The following is an 18,920-nucleotide window of genomic DNA, read 5'->3' on the forward strand; positions in this document are numbered from 1 at the left end:
GAAGAAGGGGTGCGGTGCGCGAGGGTTGCAATCAGTGAAGACTCAACCCGCCAGCGCACGGCAAAAGTCGACGATCCGCTGCGCGCCTTGCGTGCATTCGTCGACGTCGGCGACGAGCGCCATGCGCACGAAATTGCGGCCGGGGTTCACGCCATGCGCAGTGCGCGCGAGGAACGAGCCCGGCAGAACCGTCACATTATAGTCGGCGTAGAGGCGCTGGGCGAACTCGGTGTCCGTGAGACCGGTGCGCGAGACGTCCGCCCACAGGTAGAACGCGGCATCCGGCAGGCGCACGTCGAGCACCTCGGCGAGCATTGGCGTGACCGTGGAAAACTTCTGCACATACTTCGCGCGGTTCTCGCGCACGTGCGCTTCGTCATTCCAGGCCGCGATGCTGGCATTCTGGAACACGGTCGACAAGGCCGCGCCGTGGTATGTCCGGTATAGCAGGAAGCTCTTGAGAATCGCCGCGTCCCCCGCGACGAATCCCGAGCGCATGCCCGGCACGTTCGAGCGCTTGGACAGGCTCGACAGCATGATGAGCCGCTCGAACCCGCGGCCGAGCTTGTGGGCCGCTTCCAGACCGCCGAGCGGCGGGCTGGCTTCGTCGAAATAGATTTCGGAGTAGCACTCGTCCGAGGCGATCACGAAACCGTAGCGGTCCGACAGCGCGAACAGCTCGCGCCAGTCGTCGAGCGTGAGCACCGCGCCGGTCGGATTGCCGGGCGAGCAGACGTAAAGCAGCTGCGTGCGCGCCCAGATATCGGCTGGCACCGCCGAATAGTCGCAGGCAAAGTTGCGCGCCGGGTCGCTATTGACGAAGTACGGCTGCGCGCCGCCCAGAATCGCCGCGCCTTCGTAGATTTGGTAGAACGGGTTCGGACAGAGTACGATCGCAGGCTCGCTGTCAGCATTCTTTTTCGGGTCGAGCACGGTTTGGGCGAGGGCGAACAACGCCTCGCGCGAACCCGATACCGGCAGCACCTGGGTGGCCGGATCGACCGGCGGCAGGTTGTAGCGCCGTGTAACCCACTTCGCGATCGCCTCGCGCAGAGCAGGCGTTCCAATCGTGGCCGGATACGCGGACAAACCGCCGAGCGAGGCCACCACGGCGTCGCGGATCAGCGCCGGCGTGGGGTGTTTCGGCTCGCCGATGCCGAAGCTGATATGCGCGAGGCCGGCGTTCGGCGTGACGTCCGCGAAAAGCGCGCGCAGCTTTTCGAACGGGTAGGGCTGAAGGGAGTCGAGTAGCGGGTTCACTGGGCGGATCGAGCCTGATCGAAGATGGGCGCTGACGGATGCAGAAAGAAGCGGCGCACGCGCTGGCGGCGGTAAAGCGCAAAAACACGCTCGAAAGATGGCAGCAGCGGCGAGCGAATGATTATAGCGTGGTGAGCCTGGCGTGGCGGGCCTACCGTGGCGCAGGGTTTCGCGGGCGGGCCTGAGCCGGCGGCGCCGCGCCACGCCAGGCCCGGTCAGTTGAGCGGTTAAGCAGATTAGGGACATCGCGCCGGCAAGCACCGGCGCAACCCGCCAGGCGGCGCAGGCAATGCGCTGCAGCGGGAACGACGCGAACCGCAGACGGTTCGCGCAAGCAAGAAGCAGGAGCAGCAATGTACGCAGCAGTCCCGGAGACATCCGGACACAACAGGCGCAAGAGCGCCGCGGTCCGCGACAGACACACCCCGAACGCCTCCGCAAGGAGTTCCGCACCATGACCAACTGGCTTCGCAACGGTTGGCCCACGCTCGCGATCATGCTGGGCGCGTCGGTGTGGGGAATGATCTGGTATCCATTGCGCATGCTGAATGCGCTCGGCGTGACCGGCACGGCAGCCAGCGCGCTGACGAGCGGCGCCGGCTGCCTGTTCGTGCTGCTGGTGCGGTATCGCGCGCTCAAGACTGTGCGCTGGCACTGGCTGCTGCCCGCTCTCGCGCTGGCCGCGGGCATCACCAACCTCGGCTTCGTGTGGGGTTCGATTCATGGCGAGGTGATGCGTGTGTTGCTGCTGTTCTATCTCACCCCGGCGTGGACCGCGCTCTTCGCGCACTTCATCCTGCATGAGCGGCTCACGTGGTCGGGGGCGGGGCTGGCCGCGCTGTCGCTAGCCGGCGCGATGACCATGTTGTGGTCGCCGCAACTGGGCATTCCCGTGCCGGGCAATCTCGCCGAATGGGCGGGCCTCGCGGGCGGCATGGGCTTTGCCATGAGCAACGTGCTGATTCTCAAGACGAGCCGCGTGTTGCCTGATATGAAGCCGGAAATGCGCACCGCGACGATCTTCGGCGGCGCGGCGATTTTCGGCGCCTGTGCTTCGCTATTCGAGGCGATGCCCGCGCCGCCCACCGGCGCGCATCTCGGCACGGCCGCGTTACTGGTGCTCGGCCTCGGTTTTCTGCTCGCGTCGAACAATATGCTGGTGCAGTACGGGCTCGCGCGCGTGCCGGCCAACCGCGCTTCGATCATCATGCTGTTCGAGATCGTAGTCACGGCGTTGTCGGCGTGGCTTTTCGCCGGCGAGACGCCCGGTCCGCGCGAATGGGCCGGCGGCGTGTGCATCGTGCTGGCCTCGGCGCTGTCCAGTTGGGTGCATCGGACCAAGGCGATGCCGCCCGATCCGGCCATTCAGGAAGAAAGCCTCGTGAATGAACGCAATGCAGACCTCGGCGAGCACAAGGACGGCAAGAACCCTCCACGCGCGATGGTATGATTGCCCCTCATTAGCCGGCACATGCCTCACTGCGTGAAGCCGGCACCCGTGTCCCGAGGGTTCGTTGGGTTTCGCGGGCCGTGTCGCTCTTTCGGCGAACGGCTGGCGCGGCCTTCACGAGCCACCCATTTTTTCCCTTTTCAAACAGCGAAATCGCCGTGCGTCTGACCTCGATCAAACTCGCTGGCTTCAAGTCATTCGTCGATCCCACGCATTTCCAGGTTCCGGGCCAGCTAGTCGGCGTGGTCGGACCGAACGGGTGCGGCAAGTCCAATATCATCGACGCCGTGCGCTGGGTGCTCGGCGAATCGCGCGCCTCCGAGTTGCGCGGCGAATCGATGCAGGACGTGATCTTCAATGGCTCGACCGCGCGCAAGCCGGGTAGCCGCGCCAGCGTCGAACTTGTGTTCGACAATGCCGACGGACGTGCCGCCGGCCAGTGGGGGCAGTATGCCGAAATCGCCGTCAAGCGCGTGCTCACGCGCGACGGCACCTCGAGCTACTACATCAACAATCTGCCGGCGCGTCGCCGGGACATTCAGGACATCTTCCTCGGCACCGGTCTCGGGCCGCGCGCCTACGCGATCATCGGGCAGGGCATGATCGCGCGCCTGATCGAGGCGAAGCCGGAAGAGTTGCGCGTGTTCCTCGAAGAAGCCGCAGGTGTGTCGAAGTACAAGGAACGCCGCCGCGAAACCGAGAACCGGTTGCACGACACGCGCGAGAATCTGACGCGGGTCGAGGACATCGTCCGCGAACTGGGGGCGAACCTCGAGAAGCTGGAAGCGCAGGCGGTGGTCGCCACGCGCTACAAGGAATTGCAGACCGACGGCGAAGAGAAGCAACGGCTCTTGTGGCTGTTGCGCAAGAACGAAGCCGGCAGCGAGCAGGAACGCCAGCAGCGTGCGATCGAACAGGCCCAGATCGATCTCGAAGCGCACACCGCGAAGCTGCGCGAAGTCGAAGCGCAACTCGAAACGCTGCGCGTCGCGCATTACTCCGCGAGCGACGCGATGCAGGGCGCGCAAGGCGCGCTCTACGAGGCAAATTCTGAAGTCAGCCGGCTCGAAGCCGAGATCAAGTTCATCGTCGAATCGCGCAATCGCGTGCAGGCGCAGATCGCCGCGCTGAATGCGCAGCGTGAGCAGTGGCAGTCGCAGGCGCAAAAAGCGCAAGACGATCTCGCGGACGCCGAAGAACAACTGGCCGTTGCCGAAGAAAAAGCCGCGCTGGCCGAAGACGAAGCCGCCGCCAAGCATGACGCGATGCCCGCGCTCGAAGCGCGCTGGCGCGATGCGCAAACGGAGTTGAACGCCGAGCGCGGCGGGATCGCGCAGACCGAACAGGCGCTCAAGCTCGAAGCCGCGCATCAGCGCAATGCCGATCAGCAATTGCAGCAATTGCAGGCGCGTCACGAGCGTTTGAAGTCGGAAGCAGGCGGTCTCGACGCCCCCGACGAAGCGCAACTCGAAGACTTGCGCATGCAGCTTGCCGAGCACGAAGAAATCCTGCACGACGCGCAAACGCGCCTCGCCGACGCGCAGGAAACGCTGCCGCGTCTGGACGGCGAACGCCGCGCCGCGCAGGAGCGCGTGCAGGCGGAAAGCGCGCAGATTCATCAGCTCGACGCGCGCCTCGCCGCGCTCAAGCAGTTGCAGGAAAACGTCCAGACTGAAGGCAAGATCCAGCCGTGGCTCGAAAAGCATGAACTGGGCGGCTTGCCGCGTCTGTGGAAAAAGCTGCATGTCGAAGCCGGTTGGGAAACCGCGCTCGAGGCCGTGCTGCGCGAGCGGCTCGCCGCGCTGGAAGTGTCGAACCTCGACTGGGTCAAGGCATTCGCCACCGACGCGCCGCCCGCCAAGCTCGCCTTCTACGCGCCGCCCGTGGCCGGGCAGCCGTCCGTCACGCCGCCCGCGCTGCGGCCGCTGCTGTCGCTGGTGCGGATCGACGACGCGGGCATCCGCGCGGTGCTCAACGACTGGCTCGGTCTCGCGTTCGTCGCCGACGATCTGCAGCAGGCGCTCGCCATGCGCTCGCAGTTGCCGGAAGGCGGCTCGTTTGTCGTCAAGGCGGGCCATGTGGTGACGCGCGTGGGCGTGCAGCTGTATGCCGCCGACTCCGAACAGGCCGGCATGCTGGCCCGTCAGCAGGAAATCGAAAATCTGGCGCGCCAGGTTCGCGCACAAGCCTTGCTCGCCGACGAGGCGAAGGCCGCTGCGATCCGCGCCGAAGCCGCGCACACGCAAGCCGCCCAAGCCTTGACCGACGTGCGTCAGCAGGCGGAGCGCGCCACGCAGCGGGTGCACGCCTTGCAGATGGACGTGCTCAAACTCACCCAGGCGCACGAGCGTTACACGCAGCGCAGCACGCAGATTCGCGAGGAACTCGAAGAGATCACCGCGCAGATCGAAGAGCAGCGCGCCATGCGTGCGGAGTCGGAAGCGAACTTCGAGCGTCACGATGGTGAGCTGGCCGAATTGCAGGCGCGTTTCGAAGATCATCAGCTGGCGTTCGAGGCGCTCGACGAACAACTCACCGCAGCGCGCGCTCAGGCCCGCGATCTCGACCGCGCCGCCACCGACGCGCGATTTGCCGCGCGTAACATGGCGAACCGCATCGACGAATTGAAGCGCAGTATTCAGGTCGCGCACGAGCAGAGCGAGCGTGTCGCGGCGTCGCTGGAAGACGCGCGCGCCGAGCTGGAAACGATCAACGAGCAGACCGCGCACACCGGCTTGCAGGACGCGCTCGACATTCGCGCCGTCAAGGAAGAAGCGCTGCACGCCGCACGTCTCGAACTCGACGATCTCACCGCCAAGCTGCGTGCCGCCGACGAAACGCGTCTCACGGCCGAGCGCGCGCTGCAGCCGTTGCGCGACCGGATCAACGAATTGCAGTTGAAGGAACAGGCGGCGCGCCTGAACGGCGAGCAGTTCATCGAGCAACTGGCCGCGGCCGGTGTCGACGAGGCGCAATTGCAGGCCAAGCTCACGCCGGACATGAAGCCGTCGTATCTGCAGGGCGAAGTCACGCGCATCAACAATGCGATCACCGCGCTCGGTCCGGTCAACATGGCCGCGCTCGACGAACTGAAGGCGGCGACCGAGCGCAAGTCGTTCCTCGACTCGCAATCGGCCGACCTGAACAGCGCGATCGAAACGCTCGAAGACGCGATCCGCAAGATCGACGCGGAAACGCGCACGCTGTTGCAAGGCACCTTCGACCAGGTGAACCAGCATTTCGGCGAACTGTTCCCGCGTCTGTTCGGCGGCGGCCAGGCGAGGCTGATCATGACGGGCGACGAGATTCTCGACGCCGGCGTGCAGGTCATGGCGCAGCCGCCGGGCAAGAAGAATTCGACGATTCACCTGCTGTCGGGCGGCGAGAAAGCGCTGACCGCCACGGCACTCGTGTTCGCGATGTTCCAGCTGAATCCCGCGCCGTTCTGTCTGCTCGACGAAGTGGACGCGCCGCTCGACGACGCCAATACGGAACGCTTCGCGAACCTCGTGCGTGCGATGTCGGACAAAACCCAGTTCCTTTTCATCTCGCACAACAAGATCGCGATGGAAATGGCGCAGCAGTTGATCGGCGTGACCATGCAGGAGCAGGGCGTGTCGCGGATCGTTGCCGTCGACATGGAAACGGCTGCGGGTTTCGCCCAGAATATCGTTTGAGTTGCGCTTGATTTGCGCTTGAATTGCTTTTGAGTCGACATTCGCGGGTGTCCGCGTTCAGCGCAGCGGCCGTTGGCCGCGCGACACGTGAGCCGGGCGTAGAAGCCGCGCAGATAAAAGAATTGCTGATGGAGCATGCATGGACGAGTTGACACTCGGTTTGATCGGCGCGGGTGCCGTGGTGGTCGGGGGCGTGGTCGTGTACAACGCATGGCAGGGCGCGAAGGTGCGCCGCAAGATGCCGCGGCCAATGCCGGCCGACACCGCCGAGAACTTCGCGCGGGACGATCAGGAGGAACAGAGCCCGTTCATCGAGCCGGCCCGGCCGACCACGCGCCGCGAGCCGGTGGTGGGCGCCGAAGCGGCAGGAGAAACCGCGGCGGCGCGCGTCGAGCCGACTTTCGGCGGGCCCGCTACAGTGGCTGCGCCACTCGATACGCCGGCCGATATTCAGGCCGAGACGACCACGCCGAACGGCTACCCGGAAGCCGAGGGCGTGGCTGAAGCCGAAGGCGGCGAGCACGCGCAGGCCGGCAAGTCCGCGCAAGCCGCTCACCAGACCGACGAACCGGCCGAGCCGATTCTGCCAGCCGCCACGACGATTTCGTCCGCGCCGCCGGCTATCGTCGATCGCCGCATCGACTGTATCGTGCCGATTCGTTTGAATGGCCCGGTCGCTGGCGACAAGGTGATCCCGCTTGCGCAGCGTCTGCGCCGCGCGGGCAGCAAGCCGGTGCATATCGAGGGCAAGCTCGAAGGCGGCGCGTGGGAACTGCTGCAAAACGGCGCGCGCTACGAAGAGTTGCGCGCGGCCGCGCAGTTGGCCAATCGCAGCGGCGCGTTGAACGAACTGGAGTTCTCCGAGTTCGTCACCGGCGTGCAGCAATTTGCCGACGCGCTGGATGCGTCGCCGGAATTTCCCGACATGCTCGAAACGGTGGCGATGGCGCGCGAACTCGACGGCTTCGCCGCGCAGTGCGACGCGCAATTGTCGATCAACGTGCTCTCCGACGGCGCGCCCTGGTCCGCCAACTACGTGCAGGCGATCGCGTCGCAAGACGGGCTGCTGCTGTCGCGCGACGGTACGCGTTTCGTCAAGCTCGACGCGCGGCAAAGCCCGGTGTTCATGCTGCAATTCGGCGACACCAACTTCCTGCGCGACGACCTCACCTACAAGGGCGGCCAGATGATCACGCTGGTGCTCGACGTGCCGGTGGCCGACGAAGACATCCTGCCGTTCCGCCTGATGTGCGACTACGCAAAATCGTTGGCTGAGCGTATTGGCGGGCGAGTGGTCGACGACGGCCGCCGTCCGTTACCGGAGACCGCGTTGCTCGCGATCGAAAAGCAGTTGATGACGCTCTATGCGAAGCTCGAACAGGCGGGGATTCCCGCGGGTTCGCCGGCCACGCGGCGCTTGTTCAGCCAGTAATCTTTTACGTTTTTACCGGTGTCCGCAGCGGCCGCACGATGTGCGGCCGTTGTCGTTTCAGGCGGCGGTTTCGCGCGCGGCCGATGACCGGATGCACCCCGCGCCGAAACTGGCCATTCGGCCGATGTAAAGGGGCACGCTTCCTGCGATAATCCAATGTCTGATTTTCACTGAAGAACCTTCCGACAGCATGGCCCGAACCCCCGTCTCACCCTCCGCTAGCAGTGCCCCGGCAGAGCGCGCCGCGTGGCTGCGCGCGGAACTCGAACGCGCCAATTACGCGTACTACGTGCTCGACCAGCCGGACCTGCCCGACGCGGAATATGACCGGCTGTTCAAGGAACTCGAGCGCATCGAGACGGAACATCCTGACCTGATCGTGCCGGATTCGCCCACTCAACGCGTGGGCGGCGAGGCGGCCAGCGGTTTCGAGCCGGTCGTGCACGATCAGCCCATGCTGTCGCTGAACAACGGTTTCGCGGACGAAGACATCGTTGCGTTCGACAAGCGTATCGGCGACGCGCTCGGCAAGAATGCGAGCGAGCCCCCGGTGCCGGTCGATTACGCGGCCGAACTGAAGTTCGACGGCCTTGCCATCTCGCTGCGTTACGTCGACGGCGTGTTCGTTCAGGCGTCCACGCGCGGCGACGGCACGACCGGCGAGAACGTTACCGAAAACGTCCGCACGATCCGCTCCATTCCGCTCAAGCTCAAGGGCAAACGTGTGCCGGCCGTGCTCGACGTGCGCGGCGAAGTGCTGATGTTCAAGCGCGATTTCGAGCGTCTGAACGAACGTCAGCGGGCTGCTGAACAGAAGGAGTTCGCCAACCCGCGCAATGCGGCGGCAGGCAGTTTGCGGCAGCTCGATTCGAAGATCACCGCACAGCGGCCGCTGTCGTTTTTCGCTTACGGAATCGGCGTGCTCGAAGGCATGGACATGCCGGCCACGCATAGCGAACTGCTCGACTGGTACAAGGAACTCGGCTTGCCTGTGAATGGCGAACGCGCGGTGGTGCGGGGCGCAGAGGGCTTGCTGGGGTTTTTCCACGCCGTTGGTGAGAAGCGCGAGAAGCTGCCGTACGACATCGACGGTGTGGTGTACAAGGTCAACCGGCGCGATGAGCAGGAGGCGCTCGGTTTCGTGTCGCGCGCGCCGCGTTTCGCGCTCGCGCACAAATTCCCCGCGCAGGAGGCGCTCACCAGACTCGTCGCGATCGACGTGCAGGTGGGCCGTACCGGAGCGATTACGCCGGTGGCGCGGCTCGAGCCGGTGTTCGTCGGCGGCGCGACGGTCACGAACGCCACGCTGCATAACGAAGACGAAGTGCGCCGCAAGGATATCCGCATCGGCGACACGGTGATCGTGCGGCGCGCCGGCGACGTGATTCCCGAAGTGGTGAGCGCGCTGCTCGACCGGCGTCCTGAAGATGCCCGCGAGTTCGTCATGCCCACGCATTGCCCGGTGTGCGGCTCGAATATCGAGCGCTTGCCGGACGAGGCGATTGCGCGCTGTACCGGCGGACTGTTCTGTCCCGCGCAGCGCAAGCAGGCGCTGTGGCATTTCGCGCAGCGGCGCGCGCTGGATATCGACGGACTGGGCGAAAAAATCATCGATCAACTGGTCGAGCAGAATCTCGTGCGTACGCCGGCCGATCTGTTCAATGTCGGCTTCGCGACGCTCGCCGAACTCGACCGCTTTGCGGAAAAGTCCGCGCAAAACCTGCTCGACTCGCTCGAAAAGGCCAAGCACACCACGTTGGCGCGCTTCATCTACGCGCTCGGTATTCGCCATGTGGGCGAGTCCACGGCAAAGGACCTGGCCAAGCACTTCGGCTCGCTGGATCCGATCATGGACGCGTCGGTGGAAGCCTTGCTGGAGGTCAACGACGTCGGGCCGGTAGTGGCCGAGTCGATTCATCAGTTCTTCGCCGAAGAGCACAACCGTACGGTGATCGAGCAACTGCGCGCGCCGGGCAAAGTCACGTGGGCGGAAGGGCCGCCCGCCCCTAAAGCGCCGCAAGGCGTGCTGGCCGGCAAGACGGTCGTGTTGACCGGCACCTTGCCGAGCCTCGCGCGCGAAGAGGCGAAGGAAATGCTGGAGGCCGCCGGCGCGAAAGTGGCGGGATCCGTGTCGAAGAAGACCGATTATGTGGTGGCGGGTGCTGAAGCCGGCAGCAAGTTGGCGAAGGCCGAGGAACTCGGCATTCCCGTACTCGACGAAGATGGTATGCGTAAGCTCCTGGAGGGGCAGTTATGATCCGCGAAATTCTCAAGATGGGCGATCCGCGCCTTTTGCGTATTGCCGATCCGGTCGATCACTTCGACACGCCCGAATTGCATGAACTCGTGAAGGACATGTTCGAGACCATGCATGACGCCAATGGCGCGGGCCTTGCCGCGCCGCAGATCGGCGTCAATCTGCAGGTGGTGATCTTCGGCTTCGGCCACAACGAGCGCTATCCGGACGCGCCGCCGGTGCCGGAAACGGTGCTGATCAATCCGACCATCACGCCGGTCTCGCAGGACATGGAAGAGGGCTGGGAAGGCTGCCTGTCGGTGCCGGGCTTGCGCGGCGCGGTGAGCCGGTTTTCGATGATCAAGTATCACGGCTTCGACCAATACGGCAAACCGATCGATCGCGTCGCGGAGGGTTTTCACGCGCGCGTCGTGCAGCATGAGTGCGATCACCTGATCGGCAAGCTCTATCCGATGCGGATCAACGACTTCGCGAAGTTCGGTTTCACGGAAGTGCTGTTTCCGGATATGGATCCGAATAGCGACGATTGAAGCTGTTGGGGTGATGTGGCGCGGCGTGATGGACCACCGCGGGTGTTCCTATAGCGGCAAACTGGCGCGACTCTCGGACCTGGTGAAGCGTGAGACTCGTCCAGCGTCGTCTACGCTGACAGGCGGCAAGGCGCCGGAAGGACCGGCTCATTAGCAAACGACCCCACGTTTTCGAACAAACGTGGGGTCGTTTTGCACCGCCGCCTTGCTATCGACCAGGTGAGGATCTAACCGCGCCCTCAGCACCGGACACATAGTTTCAGAACGATTCGTCGGCTGACAGGTAGCGCCATTGCCCAGGTGGCAGCGCGCCCAGCATCACACGGCCCATGCGCACGCGCTTCAGGCCGATCACTTCGAGGCCGACCAGTTCGCACATGCGGCGAATCTGGCGCTTCTTGCCTTCACGCAGCACAAAACGCAATTGCTCGCCGTTCTGCCAGCTGACTTGCGCGGGTTTGAGCGGCACATCGTCGAGCGACAGGCCGTGCCGCAGCAGCGCCAGACTTTCCGGCGGGAAGTGGCTTTCGACGTCGGTGGTGTGCTCGCCGAACGCCACGCGCACGAGATACTCCTTGTCGATTTCCGAATGACCGCCGATCAGCTGCTTCGCGATACGGCCGTCCTGAGTCAGTACCAGCAAGCCCGTCGAGTCGATGTCCAGACGGCCGGCCGGTGCCAGCTGACGCAAATGCGCGACCGAAAAGCGAATGTCCGAGCGGTCGCCTTCCCAGCGGTTCTCCGGCGTAACGAGCGTGATGGCCGGTTGATAACCGTCTTCCGCCTGACCCGAGACGAAGCCCACTGTCTTGTGGATCAGCACTGTCACCTGGCTTGCTTGCGCGGCTTCGGCGGCGGGGTCGATCTCGATACGCTGGTCCGGGCGAACCTTGGTGCCGAGCGTGTCGATGCGCTCGCCGTCCACCATCACCCAGCCTTTTTCGATCCACTCGTCGGCTTCGCGGCGCGAACACATCCCGAGTTCCGACATCAGCTTGGACAGGCGCAAAGTGCCCGGCGCGTCTTCGTAATCGCGACGCGGCGTGCGCGGCGCGGCATCGACTTCGGAATCGCGCTCGCTTCGTGCTGTGCCGCGCGGCTTGTCGGCGCGCGCGGGACGCTCGTCGCCGAAGCGGCGTCCGGCGGCGGGCAAGGTCTTGTCGAAGCTGCGGGCAGGGCGCTCGGTGCGTTCCGCGCCGCGCACAGGACGGTCGCCGAATTCGCGTTTGGCCGGCGCGCGATCGCCGCGCTCGTCGCGCGGAGCGCGTGCCGGACGGTCGGAGCGCTCGCCGTAGCCGCTCTTGACTGGCTTGGCAAAACTGCGTTCACCGCGTTCGGACGAACCGCGCTCGCCTTCGAAACGGCGCGGCGCGCTGTCGCTGCGCGGCCCGCGCTCACCGCCACGGCGCTCTTGCGGAGCGCCACGGTCGCTGCCGAAGCGCGGACGGTCGGACGCATCGCGCTCACGACGTTCCGGACGATCGCCGCGCGACGAGCCTTCGGACGGACGGCCCGTGCCAGGACGCGCACTGCTGAACGGGCGGCGTTCGCCATCGTCGCGGCGCGGGGCGCGTTCGCTGCTGCCTTCAAACCGCCGTGGCGGGCGCTCACCTTCGGTGCGACGGGGGGCGCGGTCGCCGGCACCTTCAAACCGACGTGGGGCGCGTTCACCCTCAGCGCGGCGCGGGGCGCGTTCGCTACGATCGCCACTGCCTTCAAACCGGCGCGGGGCACGTTCGCCATCGTCGCGGCGCGGGGCGCGGTCGCTGCTGCCTTCAAACCGACGCGGTGCACGTTCACCCTCAGCCCTGCGGGGTGCGCGATCACTGCGGTCAGCGCCACCTTCAAAGCGACGCGGTGCACGTTCACCTTCGGTGCGACGGAGTGGGCGTTCGCTGCGGTCAGCACCACCTTCAAACCGACGTGGCGCGCGCTCTCCCTCGGCGCGGCGCGGGGCACGTTCGCTGCCACCTTCAAAGCGGCGCGGTGCCCGCTCACCCTCGGCCCTGCGCGGCCCACGTTCGCTACGATCACCGCTGCCCTCAAACCGGCGCGGGGCGCGTTCACCATCGTCGCGACGCGGAGCGCGCTCGCCGCTGCCTTCAAACCGGCGCGGCGCACCCGTATTGCCGGCGCCTTCGCGGCGCGGCGGCCGATCCGACGCGGCGCGCTGAGTCCCACCCGCCGTCCGCTCGCGCGAAAACGACCCTTCGGCCTGTGCCGGACGAGCGCCGGCGCCCGCCGGCTTGCCGCCGGCCGGTCGCTTGCCGCTTCCAGCCGGCGCGCCCGCACGTTCGCTCCGGGCTCCGCCGACACCCGCGGTCGACTCAGAAGGCTTCGGCCCCGCCGGGCGCGTCGGCTTACGCGCCGATGGACTTCCGGTACGGACAGGGGCGCGTTCGGACGAAGCCGGCCGCGGGTGCTTGGCTGTTAATTTGACTCGCATGAAATCTCACACTGCAATCGCGCGCAGCAGTTCGGTCTCGACCTGAATTTGCAGGCGGCTGTCAGACAGGCCGCGTCCATCAAGCAGGAACACGTCTTCGACGCGTTCGCCGAGCGTATTGATCCGCGCCGAAGCGACGCCGACCCGATGCTCGGCCAGCACGCGCGCAATCGAATAAAGAAGGCCTGGCCGGTCGTTCGCCGACACGGACAGGATGTAATATTGGCCGCGCTCGTCGGCCCGAAGATCGACGCGCGGCGTAACAGGGAAGGTCCGCGACAGCCGTGACAGACGGCCTTTCGACGGTCCCGGAAGCAGGGTCCCGTCACCCGTGAGGCGGGCGGTCAGTTCCTGTTCGACCAGATTGGCAATATCGCGATAATGCACGTCTTCTTCGGTATGCGCGACGAGGAAATTATCGAGCGCGTAACCGTGACGGGTCGTGCTGACCCGCGCATCGAGCACCGACAAGCCATTGCGGTCGAAATACGCGCAAATGCCGGCGAACAGATCGGGCTGATCCTTCACATAGACCAGTACCTGGAGCGCCTCGCCGATCGGCGACGGACGGGCCCGCACGATCGGCGTCGGCGTTTCGACATGGCGATACAGCACACGTGTTTGCCACGCGATATCCGCCGCGTCGTGACGCAGGAAATAGCCGATGTCGAGCTTGTCCCATAGCGCCCTCTGCGCGCCTTCCGGCACGGTTTCGAGGCGCAGCAGCGCAAGCGCTTCTTCCTGCCGGGACTTCAGTTCCGAATGCGCATCCGGACGTGCGCCGCCGAGCACGGAGAGGGTGGCGCGGTACAGATCTTCGAGCAGCTTGCCTTTCCACGTGTTCCAGACTTTCGGACTGGTGCCGCGGATGTCGGCCACGGTCAGCAGGTAGAGCGCCGTAAGGCGGCGCTCGGTGCCGACCAGTTCGGCAAATCGCTTGATGACTTCCGGGTCGCTCGTATCCTGCTTCTGCGCGACCTGACTCATGGTCAGATGCTGCTGGACCAGCCACACGACGAGTTCGCCGTCGTCGCCGAGAATGCCGTGATTGCGGCAGAAGCGCCGCGCGTCGGCCATGCCGAGCGTGGAATGGTCGCCGCCGCGGCCTTTGGCGATGTCGTGAAACAGCGCCGCCACGTACAGCACCCACGGCCGGTCGAAGTTCGCGATCAGCTGGCTGCAGAACGGATATTCGTGCGCGTGCTCGGCCACGGCGAAGCGCCGCAGATTGCGCAGCACCATCAGAATGTGCTGGTCGACGGTGTAGACGTGATACAGATCGTGCTGCATCTGCCCGACAATGCGCCGGAAGTTGAGCAGATAGCGCCCCAGTACGCTGGTCTGGTTCATCAGGCGCAGTGCGTGCGTGATGCCGGCCGGCTGCTTCAGGATGTCCATGAAGAGGCGCCGGTTTTCCGGGTCCCGCCGCCAATGCTGATCCATTACGTCGCGGGCGTTGTAGATCGCGCGCAGGGTGCGCGCCGACAGGCCTTTTACGCCGGGGGTCTGTTCGTACAGCAGGAAAGCCTCGAGGATCGCGTTCGGCTCGCGCTGGAACACGTCGTCGCTGGCGATTTCCAGCATGCCCTGCTTCTCGACGAAGCGGTCCGACAGCACGCGTGTGACGCCGCTCGTGCTGGGAAAGAGTTGCGCCTCGATGTTCTGGATCAGGATCGTGGCGAGTTGCGTGACAGCCTTGGCAGACCAGTAGTAGCGGCGCATGAGCTGTTCGCTGGCGCGCTTGGTGGCGGTCGGCTTGTAGCCGAAGCTCTCGGCCACCGCCGTTTGCAGGTCGAACACCATGATGTCCTGACGACGCCCGGCGATCACATGCAACCGCGCGCGCAGCGCTTTCAGGAAACTCTCGTTGCGGCGCAGTTCGCGTGCCTCGCGCTCGGTGATCAGGCCGCGCGCTTCGAGTTCGCGCCAGCTGCTGCCGAAACCGGCCGCCTGGGTGATCCACAGAATCAGTTGCAGATCGCGCAGGCCGCCCGGGCTTTCCTTGATGTTGGGTTCGAGCGAGTAAGGCGTGTCCTGGAATTTAGCGTGGCGCTGGCGCATTTCCAGGACTTTTGCCTGGAAGAAGGCTTTGGGGTCGAGCGCGTCGCGGTAACGTTTCGCGAAGTCGTCGAACAATTCCGCGCTGCCGGTTATGCGCCGTGCTTCGAGCAGCGAGGTGCGCACCGTGACGTCGTTGGCGGCTTCATCGAGACATTGCGACACGCTGCGTACGCTGCTGCCCAGTTCGAGCCCCAAATCCCAGGCGAGACTGATAAAGCGTTCGATGCGGGCTTCCAGATGCCCGATCGGCGCGTCGGGCAGCAACACCAGAATGTCGATGTCGGAATGCGGCGCCAGTTCGCCGCGCCCGTAGCCGCCCACCGCCAGCAAGGCCAGCTCGGGCGGCAGATCGCAGGTGTTCCAGACGGCGCGCAGGGAGTCGTCGGTGGCGCGCGCGAGCGAGGCCATCAGCGCCTCGACGTTGGTGGCCGTCCTGAAGCGTTCCAGCAGTTGGGCTTTGGCCACTTTGTACTCCGCCTTGAGCGACCTGGCAGGGGATTGGGCGAGGGCTGGAACACTACTCATTGGCAGGCGGCGGTGGGTTCGGAAGTCAGTCAGGCGGTGGCCGCGACGATCGGCGGACGCGCGGGCGTGCCGGCCGAAACGGTCAGCACGTCGTAGCCGGTTTCGGTGACGAGCACGGTATGCTCCCACTGCGCCGACAGGCTGCGGTCTTTCGTTTTGACGGTCCACTGGTCCGGCATGGTGCGGATGTCGCGGCGGCCGGCATTGATCATCGGCTCGATCGTGAAGATCATGCCGGTTTGCAGCTCGAGCCCAGTACCGGGGCGGCCGTAGTGCAGGATCTGCGGGTCTTCGTGGAACACCGTGCCGATACCGTGACCGCAATATTCGCGCACCACGCTGTAGCCCTGGCCTTCCGCATGCTTCTGGATCGCATAGCCGATGTCGCCGAGATGGGCGCCCGGACGCACCTGGTCGATGCCGAGCCACATGCATTCGAAGGTGGTCTGAACCAGACGTTTGGCCAGGATCGAGCCTTCGCCGACGATGAACATGCGGCTGGTGTCGCCGAAATAGCCTTCCTTGATGACGGTGACGTCGATATTCAGCGCGTCGCCGTTCTTCAAGGTCTTGTCGCCCGGAATGCCGTGGCAGATCACGTCGTTGACGGAAATGCAGGTGGCTTTCGGGTAGGGCGGGTAGCCGGGCGGCTGATAGTTCAGCGGCGCCGGAATCGTGCCCTGTTCCTTCAGCATGTATTCGTGGCACAGGCGGTCGAGTTCGCCAGTGGTAATGCCCGCCGTGACGAACGGCGTGATGTAGTCGAGCACTTCGCTCGCGAGTTTGCAAGCGACGCGCATCTGCGCGATATCGTGTTCGTTTTTGAGCGTAATAGCCATGAGTCGGGCCTGAAATGCGATTTATTGCGAGATTATCGCACCATATTCCTGCCGCCGCAGGCTTTTGCGACGGGAGTGACGCCTGTCGAGGGCTCGTGCGCGAGTCCCTGAGGTGATCCCTTGAGGTGGTCCATTGAGCGGGCGGCTTTCGCCGCGGTGGCGCAATGCCGTTGAGTGCCGAAGGCGCGCCGCAGTCGGCATTGCACCATGCCAGGGCGGGTTGGGTCGGCTGGCTCGGGCTGGTCGATCGGGGGCGGGCGGCGAGTACGCGGGTGCAACCGGCGGCGTCAGACAGGAGCTACCGGAGCAGGTTGAGTCGTGCAATAGTCGCGTGCTATAATCTTTGGCTAAGTCGATCTCTGTCTTGCTTTATTGCTTCATATGGTCTCCATGTGAGTGAAAAGTTTGGCAGGAGCGGCTTCTCATGGCGCTGGTTGCCTGCGCTATGAGGTAGTAAAGCATGACAAGGCAGCAGACTCGCAAGCCGGCGCACCCAGGGTGTCCGTCGCGTTCAGCCAGATAGATGAAATGGCGGCGCGGCCGATACGGCAGCCGGCTTAAGACCCAACCCTCGCGGAGATTTTCATGGCAGTTACCATGCGTCAAATGCTGGAAGCAGGTGTCCACTTCGGTCACCAAACGCGCTTCTGGAACCCGAAGATGGCCCCGTTCATTTTCGGTCATCGCAACAAGATTCACATCATCAACCTCGAAAAGACGCTGCCGATGTACAACGACGCGCTGAAGTACGCGCGTCAACTGGCGGCGAACCGCGGCACGATCCTGTTCGTAGGCACGAAGCGTCAATCGCGCGACACCATCGCTGAAGAAGCACAACGCGCTGGTATGCCGTACGTCAACGCTCGCTGGCTCGGCGGCATGCTGACCAACTTCAAGACGCTGAAGGTATCGATCAAGCGCCTGAAGGACATGGAAGCGGCGCTGGAAGCAGGCGAAACCGAACGCATGAGCAAGAAGGAAGCGCTCCTGTTCGAACGCGAAATGGCCAAGCTGCAAAAGTCGATCGGCGGCGTGAAGGACATGGGCGGCATTCCGGACGCGATCTTCGTGGTCGACGTCGGCTACCACAAGATTGCCGTGACCGAAGCCAACAAGCTCGGCATTCCGGTCATCGCCGTGGTCGACACGAACCACTCGCCGGAAGGCATCGACTACGTGATCCCGGGTAACGACGACGCCTCGAAGGCTGTCGCTCTGTACGCGGCTGGCGTGGCTGACGCGATCGTCGAAGGCCGTGCGAACGCAGTCAACGAAGTGGTGCAGGCTGCACGTGGTGGCGACGGCGACGAGTTCGTCGAGGTCAACGCGGAAGCGTAAAGCTGCCCCGTGTCCGGCAAAAAAGGGGGCTTTCTACAGGCCCCCTTTTTTTAAGCCGCGATATTGTAGTAGGGTGCGGCCGGCAGTCTTCCGTGCGGTGCCCAGGCGTTGTCCGTAAAAAAGTACGCGCAACGCTGAAACGAATTCTTGCCGCCGGCATCGAAATGCGGGCGGCGTGTGACAGACGGAACTCAAGGAGCAAATGATGGCGGCAATTACCGCAAGCATGGTTGCAGAACTGCGCGCAAAGACCGACGCGCCGATGATGGAATGCAAGAAGGCGCTGACGGAAGCCGACGGCGACATGGCGCGCGCTGAAGAGCTGCTGCGCGTGAAGCTGGGCAACAAGGCCAGCAAGGCAGCGTCGCGCGTGACGGCTGAAGGCGTGGTCGCATCGTTCATCGGCGGCAATGCAGGTTCGCTGGTCGAGCTGAATTGCGAAACCGACTTCGTTTCGAAGAACGACGACTTCCTGGCTTTCTCGAAGAAGGTCGCTGAGCTGGTCGCTACGCAAAACCCGGCTGACGTCGCTGCTTTGTCGGCACTGCCGCTGGACGGCTCGACGGTCGACGCAGTGCGTCTCGCGCTGGTCGGTAAGATCGGCGAAAACCTGTCGATCCGCCGTTTCGTGCGCTTCGACACCGCCAACAAGCTGGCAGCGTACCTGCACGGCACGCGTATCGGCGTGCTGGTCGAGTACACGGGCGCGGACGAGCAGGTCGGCAAGGACGTGGCAATGCACATCGCCGCAATGAAGCCGGTTTCGCTGTCGTCGGACGACGTGCCGGCGGATCTGATCGCCAAGGAACGCAGCATTGCTGAACAGAAGGCCGCCGAATCGGGCAAGCCGGCTGAAATCGTCGCCAAGATGGTCGACGGCAGCGTGCAGAAGTATCTGAAGGAAGTGTCGCTGCTGAACCAGACGTTCGTTAAGAACGACAAGCAGACGATCGAGCAGATGCTGAAGGCCGGCAACGCGAGCGTGCAGAAGTTCGCACTGTTCGTGGTCGGCGAAGGCATCGAGAAGAAGCAGGACGACTTCGCAGCTGAAGTGGCCGCTCAAGTCGCTGCTGCAAAGCAACAATAAGTCTCACCCAAGCATCAC

The 18,920-nt window shown here is 64.6% G+C and carries 11 protein-coding genes; 7 read left to right on the forward strand and 4 right to left on the reverse strand.

What is annotated here, in order from left to right:
* Positions 1-42: 42 nt before the first annotated feature.
* A complete protein-coding gene (gene dapC, locus P0D70_RS19515) occupies positions 43-1,260 on the reverse strand; it encodes a succinyldiaminopimelate transaminase (RefSeq protein ID WP_408185695.1) in 1,218 nt (405 codons plus the stop codon).
* Between the two features lie 454 nt (positions 1,261-1,714).
* Between dapC and P0D70_RS19520 the strand changes: the two genes are divergently transcribed.
* The 5 genes from P0D70_RS19520 to def all read left to right on the forward strand — a co-directional run bounded on the left by P0D70_RS19520 (position 1,715) and on the right by def (position 10,606).
* Positions 1,715-2,710, forward strand: coding sequence for a DMT family transporter (locus P0D70_RS19520; RefSeq protein WP_091793321.1), 996 nt, complete (start codon positions 1,715-1,717; stop codon positions 2,708-2,710).
* 158 nt (positions 2,711-2,868) lie between these two features.
* On the forward strand, positions 2,869-6,387 hold the full coding sequence (gene smc / locus P0D70_RS19525; RefSeq protein ID WP_408185696.1) for a chromosome segregation protein SMC: 3,519 nt from the start codon (positions 2,869-2,871) through the stop codon (positions 6,385-6,387).
* A 139-nt stretch (positions 6,388-6,526) separates the two neighbouring features.
* On the forward strand, positions 6,527-7,819 hold the full coding sequence (locus P0D70_RS19530) for a cell division protein ZipA C-terminal FtsZ-binding domain-containing protein (RefSeq protein WP_091793323.1): 1,293 nt from the start codon (positions 6,527-6,529) through the stop codon (positions 7,817-7,819).
* A 190-nt stretch (positions 7,820-8,009) separates the two neighbouring features.
* Positions 8,010-10,076, forward strand: coding sequence for an NAD-dependent DNA ligase LigA (gene ligA, locus P0D70_RS19535; protein ID WP_408185697.1), 2,067 nt, complete (start codon positions 8,010-8,012; stop codon positions 10,074-10,076).
* Positions 10,073-10,606 carry a peptide deformylase gene (def, locus tag P0D70_RS19540; RefSeq protein WP_007181426.1) on the forward strand — a complete coding sequence of 178 codons (534 nt, stop codon included), beginning with the start codon at positions 10,073-10,075 and terminating at the stop codon, positions 10,604-10,606. The genes ligA and def overlap by 4 nt, the downstream gene beginning before the upstream one ends.
* A 259-nt stretch (positions 10,607-10,865) precedes the next feature.
* Here def and P0D70_RS19545 read toward each other — a convergent pair whose 3' ends face one another.
* Genes P0D70_RS19545 through map form a run of 3 tightly spaced genes read right to left on the reverse strand, consistent with a single transcriptional unit; the run spans position 10,866 to position 16,477 of the window.
* A complete protein-coding gene (locus tag P0D70_RS19545) occupies positions 10,866-13,052 on the reverse strand; it encodes a pseudouridine synthase (RefSeq protein WP_408185698.1) in 2,187 nt (728 codons plus the stop codon).
* A 6-nt stretch (positions 13,053-13,058) separates the two neighbouring features.
* Positions 13,059-15,638 carry a [protein-PII] uridylyltransferase gene (locus tag P0D70_RS19550; RefSeq protein ID WP_408185699.1) on the reverse strand — a complete coding sequence of 860 codons (2,580 nt, stop codon included), beginning with the start codon at positions 15,636-15,638 and terminating at the stop codon, positions 13,059-13,061.
* A 29-nt stretch (positions 15,639-15,667) separates the two neighbouring features.
* Positions 15,668-16,477 (reverse strand): type I methionyl aminopeptidase, encoded by an 810-nt coding sequence (gene map / locus P0D70_RS19555; RefSeq protein WP_091793331.1) that lies wholly within the window; start codon positions 16,475-16,477, stop codon positions 15,668-15,670.
* 585 nt (positions 16,478-17,062) lie between these two features.
* Between map and rpsB the strand changes: the two genes are divergently transcribed.
* Entirely contained in the window at positions 17,063-17,815 is a 753-nt protein-coding gene (gene rpsB / locus P0D70_RS19560) for a 30S ribosomal protein S2 (RefSeq protein ID WP_408185700.1), read from the forward strand.
* Between the two features lie 205 nt (positions 17,816-18,020).
* Entirely contained in the window at positions 18,021-18,902 is an 882-nt protein-coding gene (gene tsf / locus P0D70_RS19565) for a translation elongation factor Ts (protein WP_091793333.1), read from the forward strand.
* Positions 18,903-18,920: the final 18 nt, after the last annotated feature.

It is taken from the genome of Paraburkholderia sp. RL17-381-BIF-C, from assembly GCF_046026435.1.
Lineage (GTDB): Bacteria > Pseudomonadota > Gammaproteobacteria > Burkholderiales > Burkholderiaceae > Paraburkholderia.